The organism is Pseudobacteroides cellulosolvens ATCC 35603 = DSM 2933 (assembly GCF_001262605.1).
Taxonomy (GTDB): domain Bacteria; phylum Bacillota; class Clostridia; order Acetivibrionales; family DSM-2933; genus Pseudobacteroides; species Pseudobacteroides cellulosolvens.
In genome coordinates this window covers 6,849,349-6,868,573 of sequence record NZ_LGTC01000001.1, presented here as the reverse complement: position 1 = coordinate 6,868,573, position 19,225 = coordinate 6,849,349, and the positions used below count along the sequence as shown (strand labels likewise).

The following is a 19,225-nucleotide window of genomic DNA, read 5'->3' as shown; positions in this document are numbered from 1 at the left end:
TTATCCTTTTATTTGCTGGGATTTCATAAAATATCGGCATAATTATTTTTTCGGTATAAGTTGTGTAGATTATTTTCCGTACCTCTTCCGAAAATTTATAAAATGGACTCAATACATCCCAGTTGTTCTCCCAACTTCTTATTGCAAATGGATATTCCTTACCCCACTTTTCCTTTAGTTCGTAAAGCTTTTCTAAGGCAACATCCTCGTTTATAGCTTGATACACTTCTTTAAAATCACTGCTGAACTCCTTGGCATCTTTATAGGATACGTATTTAAATGAATTACGCAACTGATGAATTATACAACGCTGAACTTCTGCTTTTGGATATGCTGCATTTATAGCGTCTCTAAGCCCAGTAAGGCCATCTACACAAAAGATTAAAACATCCTTTACACCTCTGTTCTTTAAGTCATTTAGAACACCAAGCCAAAACTTTGATGACTCATTATCTCCAATCCAAATACCCAAAACATCCTTACTTCCATCAACAGTAACTCCAAGTACTACATATGCCGCACGGTTTACTATTCGTCCGTCATCCCTTACCTTGTAGTGAATGGCGTCTAAAAAAACAAAAGAGTATATGCTCTCTAAAGGTCTTTGTTGCCATTCTTTTATTTCAGGTACAATACGGTCTGTAATTCTACTTACCATTTCAGCAGAAAAATCAATACCATAGAGTTCTTCAACCTGCTTACTAATATCTCTGGTAGACATACCACTTGCATATAGTGATATAACTTTATCTTCAATGCCTGTAACATTTCTCTGGTATTTAGGAACAATTTTTGGTTGGAACTCCCCTTTACGGTCTCTTGGAACCTGTATTTCTACTTCTCCAAACTCACTTTTTAAAGTCTTTGGGGTGTAGCCATTCCTGCTGTTATCTGTATTCTTTTTGTTTGGTTCTTCCTTAGAATATCCAAGATTTACTTCAAGTTCTGCCTCTAATAGTTCTTGGATTACATCTCTAAAAATATCTTTCAAATAAGCACTTACATCCGAAACACTTTGGAAATTATTTCCCTGAACGATTGCTTTAACCTGCTCTTTTGTTAGTGTTGACATAAAAGTCTCCTCCTTGACATTAATTATTACTAATTCTTGCCAAGAAGGAGACTACTTAATCTTTCCATACACAAAATTTGATACATCCTCATTTTAGCTCAACTGTTTTTAGAGAAAATGTACGCAGCTTTGGCATTAATAATGGGCTTTTGTGCATTAAAAGGATACTATTTTTTTAAAGGACAACTCGGAGCTTGGACAAAATGGATAATTTCTTTTTCGGTTATTATTGCAATTGCTATTGCACAACCTATTATTATACTGTTATTATTCGTGCAAAATGGAATCCCTATCACTGGAGAAAACTTACATAATCTATTTTCAAATAGTGAATTTTTAAAGGCTACAAAGTCTAATCTAATCTTGACGTTTTTCATGGCTTTTTTAGGTACACTACCAATACTTCTTGAATTAAAATCAAACCCTAGGCATTTTGTTCCTTCTCTAAAAAAGAATTTAAAAGAATAACATGCTTGTGAATAAGCAATTAACCGAATATTGATAGAATAACGGATTTGTTAAGATTCTTTGGCCCTTTGATATTCTCTGCTTGTTTCCAAGACATTATTGCATTGCTAACAAATGCTGATAAAATCATAGTTTAACTAATAAAACTATCTAATCACAAATCTATATATTAATGTTTTATCTGTAGCAGATCAGTACTCTCTCAATTTTCTGGTTTTCTGAGAAATCAAACTCCAAGTATTCTTTATAACCATTTTTAGAGAAAACTTTACATTTATACAACATTCCATTTTTATATACAATCCAGTTTGGTCCACCATAACATTCAAATAATTCATCATATGTATTGCCTTTATTTACCAAACGATCTTTTGTATCTGTAATATCCAGGTATGCTATTGATCCGTTTGCAAATCTATCTCCTCCGGTAGTAACAATATCAAATATAGGGATATCCTTTGGGTATGACATACGGGCATAATGTACATCACCGGATACACCAATATACCCATAGTTATTAGATTCATCAGCTGTTCCTGTTCCGATTTTTTTTATTACTTCATCAACGGTTGTATTTTTATTTATTTTAAATCCTTTATATACCAATTCAAACTGGCTCTGATCTCTAATAGTGGTATCTTCAGTTAATATGTTTTCATAAATTTCTTCTTTCTCATTACGCTTTATATATTCATAAAACTTTTCCACTCGCTTATAATGATTATCACATATAACCTTAAGCTTATTAACAAAAAATGAATATTCATATGGCTGATTTACTTGTTCTTCCTTAGTGATGATCTCAAAACTCCAAAATCCATTTGCTTTCGCAAGTTCATTTATAAAATCCAAACTGTTAATTTCCATACAATTATGCACAATATCATTAATACTTATATAAAAAACGGGATATACTCCATCCTTAAGAAATTCTAATTTGTCTACATGGTATGAGTATTTCTCAAATACATCTCTTGTCGGATGATTCCATTTTGAAGTATCATCTATTATTTTATCTTTGACATTGTTCTTATTTTCAGATAATGTATTTCTTGGAGTATTAATCGTAGGGGTGTTAATTTCCTTATCTAAAGTGGATGTTGAACTTTCTTTTGTTTTTTCTGGAACAAACATACTAGAATTTTCATTCTTATTATTTGTTGATATAGCACTATGCTTTTCTTTTACATTACAAGCATTTAGCATAATACAAATCACTGATAAAAAGAGTATTCCAAATAATTTATACATTTTTTATCCGCACCTCCTGCATCTTTATGCCTTGTTTTCTTGAGCATATTATATAAAAATCATCGTCAAAAAACCTTTTTATTTTAATCACGAGTTTGACAGAATAAAAATATAAAACATAAACTATTAATAATACACACTTTCTTTTTTCTTTGTGCTAACCTAGTATAAGTAATGATGTAAAGTGCCTATACTTGGACTCCTGATATTCTCTAATGGCTTTCCATATGAGTGTTTTTTTGTTCTATTATTTTTTTAATTTCATCAGATAGTTCAAGAATTCTTTTCCATTCTGTAGAACTTCTTACTCCGTCTACATTCCATTTTTCAGTCTCTTGCAATTCCATAACCATCATTGTTCAAATATATTTTTATATTGTCATTAACAGTTGCCTCGATTTTCCTCACGGTATCATAGCTCCATACAATGCTAATGGCAGCTACACTGGTAATTGATACTGCAAAAATTCCAATTAAAATTTTATAAATTCTTTTCATCACAAAACCTCCCTATTATTTTACTTAAATTAAGTGTAATCTATTTGGAAACCTAAAATATCTGCATAATTATAACATTATATCTAAAAAATCTCTACTATACATAAAAATAAGCTACGATATTCCTCCTAATATGTTTGATTCTATCTCCTTGTATCACCATATATAAAGGGCTTTGTTGAATTTATGCAAAAACCACCAAGGGAAAAATTATGAATTCAAAGCCGATTTATAGAAGCTGATGTTCCGAGTCTTGGGAAAAACAATTCCCCCTCAACATTTAGAAATGCTGGCGAAGCATTACTTTTGAGTCTATAAAGGGACTTTAAGTAACTGAAAAGCTGCTGCTTAGAAGTCTTGCAGAGTCAGGCCCAGATAAAGTATATGGATAAGCGTTCAACCATATACTTTATCTGGGCCACTTTAAGCGACTTTGAAGAAATTCCAGTCTTAGAAGTCAGAAAAAGAAATTTATCGCATACGACATGATGATTCAATTTCATTATTTAAAATGTTATTATCTATTTATTATAAAACTATTTGAAAAATATATCACTTAGTTCTTATAAGTATAGATTGATTTTCTGAATCAATCGACACTTTTGCACCAAGCAGTTCACATAATGATCTTAAAGGCAACATTGTCATATCCTCAACAATTATTGCAGGTATATCAATAGTTTCTTTTTTATCATTTACCAGTATCTCTTTGCTTCCGATCTTGAAAGAAATTTTGTTGTCATCTTTAGTTACATTAATAGATTTGGTAGATCCATCCCATTTTATATCTGCTTTTAATAGGCTTGACATTGCACGAACTGGGAATAAGGTTCTTCCATTTTTTAATAAAATAAGAGGTTGATAATCAGATAATATTCTATTCCCATCTACAAAAACTTTAAAATCCTTTACTGCAAATTCTCCATTCGTAGCATCAAGAAGGACCATTTTATTACTTAATATTTGTACTTTATACTCACTTGATTTTATTTCATTATCTTTTCCATCTGATGCAACAATATGATATTTTAGAATGCCTTCACTTTTAGTCCTGGTGATTTTGCCAGTAAAATAACATCTATTGCTTTTATCAAGAAGAATAACATCTCCATTTTCTAAAACAAGCTTTGCACTTTTAGTAAACCTGCTATCATTGACCTTGACAAAAACCTGTATATCTTCACCTAGGCCAACAGATTCAAAATGGGTACTTGATATTTTATTTTCGGAGGATGAAATTGTAATAGGATTATACGTAAATGGTTTTTCGCGAAACAAATCATTTCCACATCCCCAGCTCATAAGTGTTCCATCTTTATTCAATGCATTCATTGAATAATAGTTTATATAAACTTTATCTACATTATCCAAAATTTTCTCAGGCTTTTCAACATATTTTGTGTTTCCGTTGCCAAGTTGACCAGCTTTGTTGTCACCCCACACATACAAACTTCCATCATTTTTTACTGCTGCACATGAATTTTGGCTAATTTTAAAATCTTTAACATCTTCCATTACTTTCCGTGGCTTTATATCTGCCTTTATCGTTTCTGGCGATTTATTATAATCATATTTAGTAACCATTCCGTATTCCCAAAGGGAACCATCATTACAAAGAGCTAACCCCCTATTATAGATAGAATCATGTTCCACTCGGACAACATTGTCCAATACTTTCCCAAAATTAAGCATAATTTTATCACCAAAACAGCTAACAAAAGTATCATCACCGTATCCTCTGACCCAAAGATCTCCATTTGATTTTATGTAGTAATTGTAGCTATTGATTTTAATGTCTTCCATATTATTTATATCTTTATGGGCATTTTGTGCAATCTCCTCATTAAATTTCTCGTTTTCCTCATACTTTTCAATGATAGGACACATTAAATTCCAATGAGACTTATCTTTTTTAATTATATCTAGTATATGGGTGTTGTTATCAAAGGAGTCAACATCATCCATTATTTTTTTCCCTGGAATATCTTGTCCTGGGATATAGGACGTAAAAAACCAGCCATATAATGCACCGTTATTTGTTATGGCAAAAGTGTAATATTCAGTAACATTAAGATCCTTCACATCATCTGCCAGTTTAACTGGTGGTTGATATTCAAGGGGCTGAGTTTCTAAGCTATCCTCTTCATCTTCCCCAACCGATTTCCCAAAGCTAACCCACAATGAATTATCATTATAAAGAATATATAACCGACTACCATAATGTGAATAAATAGATTTGATGTTTGTTGCATCTATATTAATTTTTACATAATCAGAATTACCGAATAATTTAGAATTTTCCTGCCAAAGTGTGTTATCATTTTTTATAGCAATTCTCCCAAATCGTTTTTTAAAATCACCATTAAACATATTAACACTATAAGAATCTACAATATTATTTAATTCATATTCCCAACTTGTGCCGTCAGGATTTTTTATTGTTGCCTTATTCCCATTCCACTCTACATTTTGCGAAGCATTTTTAGTTAAAACTCTGTTTTTACCTTCGTATCCTATATGTGTTTTCCACATTAGGGTGTCATCTTTTGTGAGTATCCATGAAAAATTCTCATATACCTTTGATACATTCTTATCAGCTACTATTGGTAATGAATATATGCTCTTTGGTGATTTAAGACCAAAATAACATACAGACCCGTCTTTTTTTATTATCTGAATATTATGGAATCCACAACTAGCATATTTGACATTGTTCATTAACTTTTGTGGTAATTGGTAATTACATTTTCCACCAGACCATATAAAATCCATACCCCATGCCCATAAACTACCATCAAATTTTATTGCACAGCTTGTTCCATTTCTGTTTAAATAGGAAATTTCTGAATCTTCATTAGAGTCAACATAAACAACATCTTTTAAAACTAATCTTTTGGAAAAATCATAGATACTTTCTGATATATTGGGATCAGGATTTGTATCTTTTTCTGATATGTTAATCCCCCATAAGTTATTGTCATTTGTGATATAGTAGTTGCTGGCAACATTTTTAACATTATCAGATATCTTAACCTTATTACCCTTACTTAGCGGGGCACCACAGTAATAATTTCTAATAGCATACAAGGTGGATTTTTTATCTATCAGATATATGCATACACTGCCATATGAAATTGCTGTAGCTCCCTTATACAAAAACATAGGCTTATTCACCTTGGATTCACTATCATGAAAAACATTACCACCCCATGCCCAAACAGATCCATCGTTTTTTAATGCAGATAAACCCGAAATGGCTTTAACATTGTCCATAATCTTTATGGGCTTGTTGCTTTCATCAAGTGTACTTTCAGCAAACTGTCCCATGGTGTTTTTGCCCCACACTAAAAGAGTACCGTCTTTTTTTAGTCCAATATATGCATCATCATATTTATCTGAATCAATATCCTTATAGCCTTCAGCCAGTTTTAAATACTTCTGATCATCCTCTTGGGGTATTGACCACAATGTGCCATCGGCTTTTAATCCAACGTCTTTTGCGGTCTTAATAAATCCAAGGTTGTCATTTTTTTCTGCCTTACTAATTGGCGAATTGATCAGTATAGCTGAAAAAGTTATTATAATCAATACAAGTAGGTTTAAAATTCTTAATTGTTTTTGCATTACTATTCCACCTAGTATAATGTTAGTTATTGTAAAATGAGTGCAAAATAAGTGTTAATCAAATGGTCTTTTGCTAAGTCATGAAAATTATACCACTTATATTGCGAACTTGAAAAGTCTTTATGTTATAGAGATTATAGAGTTATTTATAATATGCATTTAATCCACTTGTCAGCAATTAATTTCCATCAGTCAATATATTCGTCACACACAATCAACAGCTAATAAATGGATCAGAAAATGCGTTATTGCAAGGGGATAATGGTAAAACAATGCAGTCTGAATCGTTGATGTTCTTTAGTGATTTTGAGAATTATATACGCTATATTTCTTTTTGTCTACCAAGACTGGAATTTCTTCAAAGTCGCTTAAAGTGGCCCAGATAAAGTATATGGTTGAACGCTTATCCATATACTTTATCTGGGCCTGACTCTGCAAGACTTCTAAGCAGCAGCTTTTCAGTTACTTAAAGTCCCTTTATAGACTCAAAAGTAATGCTTCGCCAGCATTTCTAAATGTTGAGGGGGAATTGTTTTTCCCAAGACTCGGAACATCAGCTTCTATAAATCGGCTTTGAATTCATAATTTTTCCCTTGGTGGTTTTTGCATAAATTCAACAAAGCCCTTTATATATGGTGATACAAGGAGATAGAATCAAACATATTAGGAGGAATATCGTAGCTTATTTTTATGTATAGTAGAGATTTTTTAGATATAATGTTATAATTATGCAGATATTTTAGGTTTCCAAATAGATTACACTTAATTTAAGTAAAATAATAGGGAGGTTTTGTGATGAAAAGAATTTATAAAATTTTAATTGGAATTTTTGCAGTATCAATTACCAGTGTAGCTGCCATTAGCATTGTATGGAGCTATGATACCGTGAGGAAAATCGAGGCAACTGTTAATGACAATATAAAAATATATTTGAACAATGAGCAGAAGATATTAACAGATACCAATGGCTCCAAAATTTCTCCTGTGATTATTAATGGTAGAACTTACTTGCCACTAAGAGCTGTAGCTGGTCTTTCTGGATTTGAAGTAGAATGGGATAGTTATAATCAAGCAGTTATGCTTTCAACCGATAAAGATGAAACAGTTGTGCATGAAGAAAATACAAATGAAGCAAGAGAACTTACATTGTGGCATTTTAATAAGGACGAGAGCCCAAATATTGTAAAGTTATTTAATGAAATACATCCTGACATAAAAATTGCTCTATCGGTTATACCGGATAAAGACCAACAGTATCAGAATAAACTTACTGCCGCTATAAGAGCGGGTTCTGGTGCTCCAGATGTTTTTGCAGTAGAATCTGCTTTCGCTAAAAAATTTGTTAATATGCCTAATGCATATGCTGACCTGAGTGAAAAGGCAAAAAACAATGTACATAACATGATACCATATACAATTCAGGTAGGAACAGATAATAATGGATTACTTAAAGCATTATCATTTCAAGGAGCTCCAGGTGCTTTAGCTTTTAAAAAAGCTGCTGCTCGAAAGTATCTTGGAACTGATGATTCTACAAAAATAACGGATATGGTTTCAACACCAGAAAAAATGTTATTAGCTGCAAAGACGTTGAAAGAAAAAAGTGGAGGAAAGGTTTCCCTATTTCCAACTTTTGAAGAGCCACTTAAGATGTTTATCGGTGGACGTAGTAAGAGTTGGGTAGTTAATGATAAATTAACAATTGATCAAAAGATGCTGGATTTCATAGATTTTGCCAAGACACTAAGAAATAATAAATATGAAGCGAGTTTAGATCAGTGGTCACCAAGCTGGATGTCTGCTATCGGTAGTGATGAAAAGGCTTTAATGTGGTTATGTCCTTATTGGGGGATTCCTTGGATAATAGGATCAAATGATGTAAAGTCAAGAGAAGGTGATAGATGGGGATTAGCTAAACCTACATATCCCTACTTCTGGGGAGGAACATGGTTTGGTATATACAGTAAGTCCGATATGCAAGATATTGCATGGAGTTTTTTAAAATGCATTACAACTGATAAGGATTGGATGAGTAATTGGGCTTATGATAATCAGGATTTTCCAAATAATCTCCAAGTTATTTCTGAAGGTGCACCAGAAGAAAGTAACATAATGGATACAGACTTATATAAATTTTATGAACCATTACTCAAAGATATAAAAGGTACTATTCAAACAAAGTATGATGATACTATAGAGAACTTTTATATTGATTGCATGAGATCATATCTTGCAGGCAAGATTAAGACAAAAAATGATATGATTAAAACATTTAAAGATAAGGTTAAAACAGGTTTGAAGGATGTAACTGTTGAGTAGATGACGAATCTTGATGCCAAATGCCGGAGAAATCCGGCGTTTCTTTTTAATGTAAAAATAAGACCACGTTTAATATTTACTAGCAAGCATATTTTGGACCCCTGATATTCTCTGCTGGTTTCCAGAAAAGAATAGACTATTAAAATAGCCTTATTTATGCTATTTCATAATTTCACCTGATTTAATATTTAAAGAGCTTAAATATTGATCATATGCTAATTTATATGTAGCTTACTAAATCAAGTAACTCATCAAATGAATTACAAACATGAAAAAGATTATCTCAGCATAATTCAATAGTTGTAGTTGATTTTTATCAAAAGTTTTTATGCAACAATAATGTCGATTTATGAAATATTACACCTAAATATAACTGGTATGTAAATATAATGTAAATCATGATTAAATAATATTGCAAATTTGTTATATTTTATGCTATAATAGTCCAACTTGCAAAGTCGTTTCTTTTTGGATGCAATTTAGAGATGAAAGGAGTAATGCATTTTTTTGTAACACTCGAAATAGGAATGCTTTGCTTGAATTATTAATGAGGAGAGAAAAAAATGAAGCTTTTTAAAAACGTCATTAGTTTTGCAATGATATTTATATTTACTACTTGCTTTTCGATTAATGTAAGTGCGTATGAAATAGAAGGTATTCCCAAAAGTCGTAGTATATATTATTCATACCATTCATCCCTCAGTTCCACGTGGAGGACAGTAGTTGAAAATGCAAGAATAACATGGAATAATGCTTCTGGCAATGTGAAAATTTACAGGAATTCTACCGATCATACTGGTAGTGTAGATGTAGGTGATAATAAAAATACTGTTACATATGCTGATGTAACTAATGTTGGATATCCTATTAGCGTTAATGCTGCTACTCCATTGCTTATGTCTGGAGAAATAATTGAAAACTTTGATGTAATATTCAACACAAATCAGACATGGGGAAGCGGTGATAGTTTTTCATATAAAGATAGACAAGGTATTGCAACACATGAATTAGGTCATGTTATTGGTATTGGTGATTATAATTGGGGATATGGTCCATATTATTGGACTAGTGTAACTCAAGTAGCAACTATGTATGGCTATAGTGAATATGGTTTAGGTGGGAATTATTTACCATGCAGCTATTATCTAAGAACATTGCAAGTTGAGGACAAAGATGCAAAATTAGAGATTGCTAGCTTAATCAATTAAAGGAGAGTGAAAATATGAGAAAGATAAAATTACTTTCAGTGCTTACTATTACTTTAGTTATCGCAACAGTAAGTGTGTATATGATAAATTTTAATAGAACTAATAAACCCCAAGGAACTGAACCTAGTACAGAAAAAACCATCAAATATAACTTTTCAGAGGAATTATTTTCTGATGAGAAATTAAAACAAGTTTCTGATTTAATTGTCAGAGCAAAAGTAAAAGGATTAAAAGAAAAAGCAACTAAGAAAGTATCCACAACTTCAAATAATGAAAAAGTGGATATTACTGCCCCAATTGAAATATATGAGGTTGATGTTCTAGAGGGAATAAAAAATAATGAAAAACCGCCAAAAAGCATTGACCTAGTAATACCAGCCTCAAGTATTACAATAGAAACAGGGAAGGAATATATGCTTTCATTATACAAAATAAAGGGAGAATCTTCGTTAACAGGTTCTTATGGATTAACGAGTTTTTCTCAAGGTATATATAAATTAGATGAATCTAATCAAGAATTGGTATCAGTTAAGACTAAACAAAAAATTAAAAAAGACGATTTTATTGCCAAATTTAAAGACTGATGACTAAAATTTTGTTCTAAAAGGGCCCTCTGATATTCCTGAATGGGTTACCAGGCAAATTATACGAAAAAGGCTGGGAAACATCCAGCCTTTTAATAACTTATATGTGCATTATTTAATTACATGTCTGTACAACCTGGAAACTCTAATTCAACCCAGTCTAAAAAGTTATCCTTATTTAATGTAATTTTACTATTCTCAACTGGCAAAGTATCGCCTTGTTCAAGGCGTTCTTTAATGATTTTCAACTTATTAATAAGCCAATTGTGTGTTGTTGGAGTATCGTAAGAATATGCATCATAGAACTTTTCGAATAGCTCCCTAGTAAATATTTTTGTTTCCTTCAAAAGTTTATCAAGGTCCTCATTATACTTCTTTGCATCCTCTGAATTTGACATTTTAAGCACACTCCATTTATTTTTTAATCATTTGATTTGTTTTAGGGTCAAATACATATCCATTTTTCCGTAGATGTGTGTATTCTTTTCCGAAACCTGATAATTCTATTTTACCTGAAGCATTCTTTCTGAATAAGCTTCCAACCTTAGCTTCTGGTTTTGTAGACATAATAATTACATCATTTCTTGCTATAGCATTGTCTAGCCAAGGCTGATTGTATTCATTCCAGAATTGTGTTGGGTTTACATACAACTCATCTGGTACATTTAAAACATTAAAGTAATCTTTTCTAGGGCCAAAGTTCTTTGTCTTAATATTACCCAGCTCATTTACGATTTTTCCAGTATCCTTTGCAAACGTTCCAAGTATTGTTGTTGTCTTGCCTGGAGTAACTTTAAGAACAGCTCCAGAACTTGCTTCATGCTGCAATTGTGTTAAAGACATAAGCCGTTTATATTCAGCAGCAGCCTCTTTTCTTGATTTAAACTGTCCTTTCTTCGACCTTTGGAAATCATTCCAAAGGTTTGATTTCTCACTGCAGTTACCGGATGGGTCAATATAGTTAACAGGGTTATTCTGTACGTAGCTGTATAGGTTTAATCCATCTCCATGATACGGGTCTTCCTGCGTAAACCTTCCTACAACTGGGTTATAGAATCTGGCTCTAAGGTAGTACTGGCCTGTAACCTGATCATACTGCTCCCCAGCATACCTGAATCTATTCTGCACCTTCTCAACAGCTTCAACTGTATTACCAAATGCATCATACTGATACCGATTCACTACATCCCCTTTACCATCCACCAATGCAGTCACATCACCGTGGCCCTAATTAGGTAATATGTACATTGTTATGGTGCTATTTATTATAGAAGAAACTCATTTTTAAACAATGGAACGTTCATACTCCTACCTCACTTGTTTTCTTTTAATATTAACCAGTAACTGAATAATTGAGTAAACCCAAAACTGAAGGCATAAGATATTATCAACGCTACCACTGCAAGTGCGATATTTTGGATACTTTCAGATTGTTTATCCATAAAAGCCTTAAATATAATACCACCAATTAATGCCACTACTCCAATCACTGTATACTTAGGAAGTCCTGATTTATCTTTGTATACTCCTCTGTTAATATTGTATCTATAATACAATATTAAAATAACAACTGTTATATAGCCGATACCTCCAAGTATTAAGTAAAATGCATTTTCAATTAATGCTATTTTATATAGTACTTCATAGAATATCCAAAAAAACATTATTGAATATACTATTGTAGAAACACCAAAATATAAGACAAATACTTGACTAAATTTATGACATTTAAAATAATACAATACAATTCCCCAAAATGGTAAGCCGATACATACTGCTATTATTGCTGTAATAAAGGATGCTCCCAACTTTTCATTGGCAGTAAATTTTGTACCATACATAATAAATGAAAATCCCCAATCAAGCATCACACATAAAAGTAATAAATCTTTAAATTCCTTTTTATCTTGTTTTATAGTACTATTAATCACCTTGAGACACCCACCCTGTTACCTAAATGCATTTGTTATTGCAACTCATGACAGCATATATAAAAGCCCTGTAAAAAACAAGGCTCATATATATACTATCATGCATTTTCTGTTTTGGAAACTGTTGGTTTTATGTACTCCCTTTGGTGAATCATCATTGAATAGATAACCTTTGTAATCTGCCTCATTACTGCAATTAAGGCCTGACGCTTTGTTTTTCCCTGTGATATCTTCTTATTATAATACTCAAGAAAAGTATCATTTATCGGGCTTTTCTTGTCCCTACCTCTACAGATATTCCTTGAAGCAATATCCCTGAATATCTCATACAATCGCCTGTTGCCCTGTTTATTCCTAAAGTTCTTGTCCTTATCACCTGATGAACAGGCCACCGGACTAATTCCGCTGTACCGACACATTTTATCGCTACTTGAAAACCTTCTGATATCTCCAATTTCACTAATCAGCATTGCAGCGGTTATTGTATTAATTCCGGGCATGGTTTCAAGCTTATAAGGAAATTGCTTCATATGCTTTTTAATCTCAGCCTCTATTACTTCCAGTTCTTCATTACAGTGCTTAATTTCCTTTATACAATGAGACACAATAAAGTCCCTTGTTTCCTGATATTCCGTTGATGTGTCGCCATCCTTTTCAACCAGTTTTAATATCTTTTCAGCATGTTCAATTCCAAAAAATCCGCTGCTATGGATGGATAGAAATTCTGCAAGCTCTTCCTTGGTAATGCCTCTTAACTTTGATGGCGAGGGAAAGTTTTGAAAGAATTCCATTCCGGCCTTACAGTAAGTTACCGTAAAGAATTTGGGATAGCTTGGATAATGATGCGATATGTAGCTGTGAACCTGATTTTTAGATGCAGCCCGCACCTTGACTATTGAATTACGTCGAGATACTAAAAGCTGCAGGGTCCAGCTATCATCATGAATTGATGCATCTGGAAGGGTATCCAATTGATTTAATAGAACCTTGGCAACACAAAAGGCATCGTGCCCGTCTGTTTTATGGGATATAGCCTGATTACGCCTTTCTGTATAGGTTAGTGAAGCATCAACAGATTTAACAGTATAGCCGAGATTCAAAAGAAATCTGGTAAAGTTCCTGCCGTTACTTGCTGTATCCTCTAAGCCGAAACATGGAGTAATACCACGTTTTAAATGGGATTTGACAAATTCAATAAGCTTTTCAAAGCCCTTCTTGTTGTTCTCAAACCTAAGTTCTCCGAGCTTTTCAGTAAAGCAGTTAATTATGACTGCTACATGGGTACGCTTATGAATATCCACCCCAATAAATAATTTTTTCATCTTTGGATGCAACATTTTACATTCCCTCCTGTATTAAAATTTCAAGGTACAAACCTTGGCACAAAAGCACCCCTAATATCCAACGATAAGCCGCTAAAATAGAGACTCCGCAAACCCACGCCAACTATTTGCAAGGTATAATAAGCTCTATAAAAATAAGAGCTTTTAACCTGGGAAGAAGGGCAGCATTATTATAACGAAATATGTAAAACATACCGCATGACCACGAACAGCCACATTATTCCCAGCTTAAAAACCCTCATTCAGCCGTATATCTTAAGGGGTATACCAGCATGTGAAACCCTTGAAATCATGTCACGGGTCCCCTTGCTTTTTGCCAAATCCTCATGAAATACCAATACCAAATCAGGCTTTTCCAAATCCAACATAGCCTGGTTCCTGCGAGGTCCGGCACTTTTCCCAAACCTCTGCCAGTCTGCCGGATACTCAACATACCTGATACCGCACTGACGGGCAGCACGAACAGCAAGCGTATCGGCACCCCGACACCCTCCGGCAATAAGTAAATCAATATCAAGACTTTTGACAACAGCTAAAATCTTCTGGTAATCCCTATAAAAACGGCTTCCAGATACTAAAACCTTCATATGTGAAACCTCCAGTTTTACTGAAAAAGCCTGTAAAGAATACAAGCCTTTGCACTAAAGCCGGAAACTGTAAGCACAGCTATATCAATGCTTCTTGAAAATATACAGAATGAAAAACACTAACCGAAACTGATAGACTGAGCTGCCGTAATCTCTGGCAGACCTATGTAAAAATCTCTCAAAATCCCTCATGCATCATCCTTGCAATCTACAGGACGAATAGTAATAATACCCTGTGAAACATCAATAACAACCCTGCATCCAACCTCAAAGCCGAATGTAGCAAGCCACTCAGCCGACACCACGATAGCAGGTGAATCATCCAACCAATGACTCCTGACAGATGATAAAGCTACCATAAAAAACACCTCCCAAATACCACTCATGAGCCTATGTAGGAGATACCCCTGCATAAGCTGGAGCAAAAGATACCGCTATACCATGCCTATGTCAATGGGCTTTGCAAAAAAAGATAAGAAAAAATGCTTACCTCTGGTAATTCTGCGAAGCTGCTAATACTGCACTTATCAGAGCCTTTGTAGCACACATCAAGAGAATGGGGTAACAAATGAAATAGTCACCCCATTCTCTTGAAAATCCAGGTATGGCTTTTATATTTGCCATACCTGGATTTGAATGTTACTTAAAAGCCTCTGCCAGAGTAGCTTTCGGGTTGCTTACGGGTTCAGACTAAACTTATAAGAACCTTAAAAGCCTCTTTGTAAGCAACTTACGCAAGACACATACACAAGAAGTATCAAAAAGTAGGTTTTTGACACTTCTTGTTAGGCTGCTGGAAAAATAAATTTAAGTTTTTCCAGCAGCCGTATGAGTCTAAAAAGATTCTTTGCAGCAGCTTTAAAAGCCGCTTCGTGGTGAAGGTATAACCCTAAAGCCGCTTTTTAGAAGCTCTCAGAGACTCTTATAAGTGTCAACAAGCGATAAAAAATATTTTGCAATTATTTTTTTATCGCTTTAGGATTGGGAAAAAGACATGTGATTGTCTTTTTCCCAATCCGCATGTGACATTTTTGGTGCTAACTGGTGTCTTTGTAGAGGCCCATGAGAATGACAGAAGGACTACAAGGACTCTACAAGTCCTCTTACAGTGGCTCATAAGCGACATCAAGTGAAAACCTTAAATACATATTTTTGAGTTTTTCACTTGAGATATGATGGGAAGTACTGGTAACAGTCCTTCCCACCATATCGGATGTAGCCTACGTAGTCTCTAAAAAGCCTTCTTTGGAGCAAAGCATTTTTCCTTATCTTTTTTTGTCAAAGTCCCGTTGACATAGACATGATATAGCGGTAGCATTTGTCCCGGCTTATGCAGGGTATCTTCCTACATAGGCTCACGAGTAGTATTTGGGAGGTGTTTTTTATGGTAGCTTTATCGTCTGTCAGGAGTCATTGGCTTGATGATTCACCGGCTATTGTGGTGTCAGCTGAGTGGCTTGCCACATTCGGCTTTGAGGTTGGATGCAGGGTTGTTATTGATGTATCACAGGGTATTATTACCATTCGTCCTGTGGATTGTGAGGATGATGCATGAGGGATTTTGAGAGGTTTTTGCATAGGGCTGCCAGAGAGTATGGCAGCTCAGCCTATCAGTTTCGGTTGGTGTTTTCCATCCTGTATATTTTCAAGAAGCGTTGATATAGCTGCTTTTGCAGCTTCCGGCTTTAGTGCAAAGGCTTGTATTTTTTACAGGCTTTTTCAGTAAAACTGGAGGTTTCATATATGAAGGTTCTAGTATCTGGAAGCCGTTTTTATAGGGATTATCAGAAGATTTTGGCTGTTGTCAAAAGTCTTGATATTGATTTACTTATTGCCGGAGGGTGTCGGGGTGCTGATACTCTTGCTGTCCGTGCTGCCCATCAGTGCAGTATCAGGTATATTGAGTATCCGGCAGACTGGCAGAGGTTTGGCAAAAGTGCCGGGCCTCGCAGGAACCAGGCTATGTTGGATTTGGAAAAGCCTGATTTGGTATTGGTATTTCATGAGGATTTGGCAAAAAGCAAGGGGACCCGTGACATGATTTCAAGGGTTTCACATGCTGGTATACCCCTTAAGATATACGGCTGAATGAGGGTTTTTAAGCTGGGAATAATGTGGCTGTTCGTGGTCATGCGGTATGTTTTACATATTTCGTTATAATAATGCTGCCCTTCTTCCCAGGTTAAAAGCTCTTATTTTTATAGAGCTTATTATACCTTGCAAATAGTTGGCGTGGGTTTGCGGAGTCTCTATTTTAGCGGCTTATCGTTGGATATTAGGGGTGCTTTTGTGCCAAGGTTTGTACCTTGAAATTTTAATACAGGAGGGAATGTAAAATGTTGCATCCAAAGATGAAAAAATTATTTATTGGGGTGGATATTCATAAGCGTACCCATGTAGCAGTCATAATTAACTGCTTTACTGAAAAGCTCGGAGAACTTAGGTTTGAGAACAACAAGAAGGGCTTTGAAAAGCTTATTGAATTTGTCAAATCCCATTTAAAACGTGGTATTACTCCATGTTTCGGCTTAGAGGATACAGCAAGTAACGGCAGGAACTTTACCAGATTTCTTTTGAATCTCGGCTATACTGTTAAATCTGTTGATGCTTCACTAACCTATACAGAAAGGCGTAATCAGGCTATATCCCATAAAACAGACGGGCACGATGCCTTTTGTGTTGCCAAGGTTCTATTAAATCAATTGGATACCCTTCCAGATGCATCAATTCATGATGATAGCTGGACCCTGCAGCTTTTAGTATCTCGACGTAATTCAATAGTCAAGGTGCGGGCTGCATCTAAAAATCAGGTTCACAGCTACATATCGCATCATTATCCAAGCTATCCCAAATTCTTTACGGTAACTTACTGTAAGGCCGGAATGGAATTCTTTCAAAACTTTCCCTCGCCATCAAAGTTAAGAGGCATTACCAAGGAAGAGCTTGCAGAATTTCTATCCATCCATAGCAGCGGATTTTTTGGAATTGAACATGCTGAAAAGATATTAAAACTGGTTGAAAAGGATGGCGACACATCAACGGAATATCAGGAAACAAGGGACTTTATTGTGTCTCATTGTATAAAGGAAATTAAGCACTGTAATGAAGAACTGGAAGTAATAGAGGCTGAGATTAAAAAGCATATGAAGCAATTTCCTTATAAGCTTGAAACCATGCCCGGAATTAATACAATAACCGCTGCAATGCTGATTAGTGAAATTGGAGATATCAGAAGGTTTTCAAGTAGCGATAAAATGTGTCGGTACAGCGGAATTAGTCCGGTGGCCTGTTCATCAGGTGATAAGGACAAGAACTTTAGGAATAAACAGGGCAACAGGCGATTGTATGAGATATTCAGGGATATTGCTTCAAGGAATATCTGTAGAGGTAGGGACAAGAAAAGCCCGATAAATGATACTTTTCTTGAGTATTATAATAAGAAGATATCACAGGGAAAAACAAAGCGTCAGGCCTTAATTGCAGTAATGAGGCAGATTACAAAGGTTATCTATTCAATGATGATTCACCAAAGGGAGTACATAAAACCAACAGTTTCCAAAACAGAAAATGCATGATAGTATATATATGAGCCTTGTTTTTTACAGGGCTTTTATATATGCTGTCATGAGTTGCAATAACAAATGCATTTAGGTAACAGGGTGGGTGTCTCAAGGTGATTAATAGTACTATAAAACAAGATAAAAAGGAATTTAAAGATTTATTACTTTTATGTGTGATGCTTGATTGGGGATTTTCATTTATTATGTATGGTACAAAATTTACTGCCAATGAAAAGTTGGGAGCATCCTTTATTACAGCAATAATAGCAGTATGTATCGGCTTACCATTTTGGGGAATTGTATTGTATTATTTTAAATGTCATAAATTTAGTCAAGTATTTGTCTTATATTTTGGTGTTTCTACAATAGTATATTCAATAATGTTTTTTTGGATATTCTATGAAGTACTATATAAAATAGCATTAATTGAAAATGCATTTTACTTAATACTTGGAGGTATCGGCTATATAACAGTTGTTATTTTAATATTGTATTATAGATACAATATTAACAGAGGAGTATACAAAGATAAATCAGGACTTCCTAAGTATACAGTGATTGGAGTAGTGGCATTAATTGGTGGTATTATATTTAAGGCTTTTATGGATAAACAATCTGAAAGTATCCAAAATATCGCACTTGCAGTGGTAGCGTTGATAATATCTTATGCCTTCAGTTTTGGGTTTACTCAATTATTCAGTTACTGGTTAATATTAAAAGAAAACAAGTGAGGTAGGAGTATGAACGTTCCATTGTTTAAAAATGAGTTTCTTCTATAAT

At 34.1% G+C, this 19,225-nt stretch carries 19 protein-coding genes and 1 pseudogene; 9 read left to right on the top strand and 11 right to left on the bottom strand.

Going from position 1 to position 19,225, the window contains the following annotated elements; translation table 11 throughout:
* Position 1: 1 nt before the first annotated feature.
* Positions 2-1,072: pseudogene (locus Bccel_RS28450) on the bottom strand (IS256 family transposase); the annotation flags it as partial.
* A 117-nt stretch (positions 1,073-1,189) separates the two neighbouring features.
* Here Bccel_RS28450 and Bccel_RS28445 point away from each other — a divergent pair.
* A complete protein-coding gene (locus Bccel_RS28445; protein WP_036946002.1) occupies positions 1,190-1,540 on the top strand; it encodes a hypothetical protein in 351 nt (116 codons plus the stop codon).
* 177 nt (positions 1,541-1,717) lie between these two features.
* Here the strand turns inward: Bccel_RS28445 and Bccel_RS28440 are convergent, their stop codons facing one another.
* The 4 genes from Bccel_RS28440 to Bccel_RS28435 all read right to left on the bottom strand — a co-directional run bounded on the left by Bccel_RS28440 (position 1,718) and on the right by Bccel_RS28435 (position 6,913).
* Positions 1,718-2,791, bottom strand: coding sequence for a hypothetical protein (locus tag Bccel_RS28440; RefSeq protein WP_036946004.1), 1,074 nt, complete (start codon positions 2,789-2,791; stop codon positions 1,718-1,720).
* A gap of 212 nt (positions 2,792-3,003) precedes the next feature.
* Positions 3,004-3,132 carry a hypothetical protein gene (locus tag Bccel_RS32250; protein ID WP_276326232.1) on the bottom strand — a complete coding sequence of 43 codons (129 nt, stop codon included), beginning with the start codon at positions 3,130-3,132 and terminating at the stop codon, positions 3,004-3,006.
* On the bottom strand, positions 3,119-3,289 hold the full coding sequence (locus tag Bccel_RS30645; protein WP_160317782.1) for a hypothetical protein: 171 nt from the start codon (positions 3,287-3,289) through the stop codon (positions 3,119-3,121). The genes Bccel_RS32250 and Bccel_RS30645 overlap by 14 nt, the downstream gene beginning before the upstream one ends.
* Before the next feature lie 552 nt (positions 3,290-3,841).
* Positions 3,842-6,913 (bottom strand): stalk domain-containing protein, encoded by a 3,072-nt coding sequence (locus Bccel_RS28435; RefSeq protein WP_050754012.1) that lies wholly within the window; start codon positions 6,911-6,913, stop codon positions 3,842-3,844.
* Positions 6,914-7,708: 795 nt separating this feature from the next.
* On the opposite strand from Bccel_RS28435, the gene Bccel_RS28430 reads away from it, so the two are divergent.
* The 3 genes from Bccel_RS28430 to Bccel_RS28420 all read left to right on the top strand — a co-directional run bounded on the left by Bccel_RS28430 (position 7,709) and on the right by Bccel_RS28420 (position 11,024).
* Positions 7,709-9,232, top strand: a complete 1,524-nt coding sequence (locus Bccel_RS28430) for an extracellular solute-binding protein (protein ID WP_036945742.1) — start codon at positions 7,709-7,711, stop codon at positions 9,230-9,232.
* Positions 9,233-9,795: 563 nt separating this feature from the next.
* A complete protein-coding gene (locus Bccel_RS28425) occupies positions 9,796-10,440 on the top strand; it encodes a zinc metalloprotease (RefSeq protein WP_036945741.1) in 645 nt (214 codons plus the stop codon).
* A gap of 14 nt (positions 10,441-10,454) precedes the next feature.
* Positions 10,455-11,024, top strand: a complete 570-nt coding sequence (locus Bccel_RS28420; RefSeq protein WP_036945740.1) for a hypothetical protein — start codon at positions 10,455-10,457, stop codon at positions 11,022-11,024.
* A gap of 119 nt (positions 11,025-11,143) precedes the next feature.
* Here the strand turns inward: Bccel_RS28420 and Bccel_RS28415 are convergent, their stop codons facing one another.
* The 6 genes from Bccel_RS28415 to Bccel_RS29435 all read right to left on the bottom strand — a co-directional run bounded on the left by Bccel_RS28415 (position 11,144) and on the right by Bccel_RS29435 (position 15,244).
* Positions 11,144-11,422: a hypothetical protein gene (locus Bccel_RS28415; RefSeq protein ID WP_036945739.1), complete on the bottom strand. Its 279-nt coding sequence runs from the start codon at positions 11,420-11,422 to the stop codon at positions 11,144-11,146.
* A gap of 16 nt (positions 11,423-11,438) precedes the next feature.
* Positions 11,439-12,239, bottom strand: coding sequence for an RHS repeat-associated core domain-containing protein (locus Bccel_RS31085; RefSeq protein ID WP_082225183.1), 801 nt, complete (start codon positions 12,237-12,239; stop codon positions 11,439-11,441).
* Between the two features lie 98 nt (positions 12,240-12,337).
* The gene (locus Bccel_RS28405; RefSeq protein WP_036945738.1) at positions 12,338-12,955 is read right to left on the bottom strand and encodes a hypothetical protein; all 618 of its coding nucleotides are present in this window, start codon (positions 12,953-12,955) and stop codon (positions 12,338-12,340) included.
* A gap of 98 nt (positions 12,956-13,053) precedes the next feature.
* On the bottom strand, positions 13,054-14,292 hold the full coding sequence (locus Bccel_RS28400) for an IS110 family RNA-guided transposase (RefSeq protein ID WP_050754009.1): 1,239 nt from the start codon (positions 14,290-14,292) through the stop codon (positions 13,054-13,056).
* Between the two features lie 248 nt (positions 14,293-14,540).
* On the bottom strand, positions 14,541-14,885 hold the full coding sequence (locus Bccel_RS28395; RefSeq protein ID WP_050754011.1) for a DUF2493 domain-containing protein: 345 nt from the start codon (positions 14,883-14,885) through the stop codon (positions 14,541-14,543).
* A gap of 188 nt (positions 14,886-15,073) precedes the next feature.
* A complete protein-coding gene (locus Bccel_RS29435) occupies positions 15,074-15,244 on the bottom strand; it encodes a SymE family type I addiction module toxin (RefSeq protein ID WP_160317781.1) in 171 nt (56 codons plus the stop codon).
* A 1,025-nt stretch (positions 15,245-16,269) separates the two neighbouring features.
* Here Bccel_RS29435 and Bccel_RS29430 point away from each other — a divergent pair.
* The 5 genes from Bccel_RS29430 (at position 16,270) to Bccel_RS28380 (ending at position 19,176) form a co-directional block, all read left to right on the top strand.
* Positions 16,270-16,440 (top strand): SymE family type I addiction module toxin, encoded by a 171-nt coding sequence (locus tag Bccel_RS29430; RefSeq protein ID WP_160317780.1) that lies wholly within the window; start codon positions 16,270-16,272, stop codon positions 16,438-16,440.
* A gap of 6 nt (positions 16,441-16,446) precedes the next feature.
* Positions 16,447-16,611, top strand: a complete 165-nt coding sequence (locus Bccel_RS30640) for a hypothetical protein (RefSeq protein ID WP_154673531.1) — start codon at positions 16,447-16,449, stop codon at positions 16,609-16,611.
* 17 nt (positions 16,612-16,628) lie between these two features.
* On the top strand, positions 16,629-16,973 hold the full coding sequence (locus Bccel_RS28390; protein ID WP_050754010.1) for an SLOG family protein: 345 nt from the start codon (positions 16,629-16,631) through the stop codon (positions 16,971-16,973).
* Between the two features lie 248 nt (positions 16,974-17,221).
* Positions 17,222-18,460, top strand: coding sequence for an IS110 family RNA-guided transposase (locus Bccel_RS28385; RefSeq protein ID WP_050754009.1), 1,239 nt, complete (start codon positions 17,222-17,224; stop codon positions 18,458-18,460).
* 98 nt (positions 18,461-18,558) lie between these two features.
* On the top strand, positions 18,559-19,176 hold the full coding sequence (locus Bccel_RS28380; RefSeq protein WP_036945738.1) for a hypothetical protein: 618 nt from the start codon (positions 18,559-18,561) through the stop codon (positions 19,174-19,176).
* The last annotated feature ends 49 nt before the right edge of the window (positions 19,177-19,225 follow it).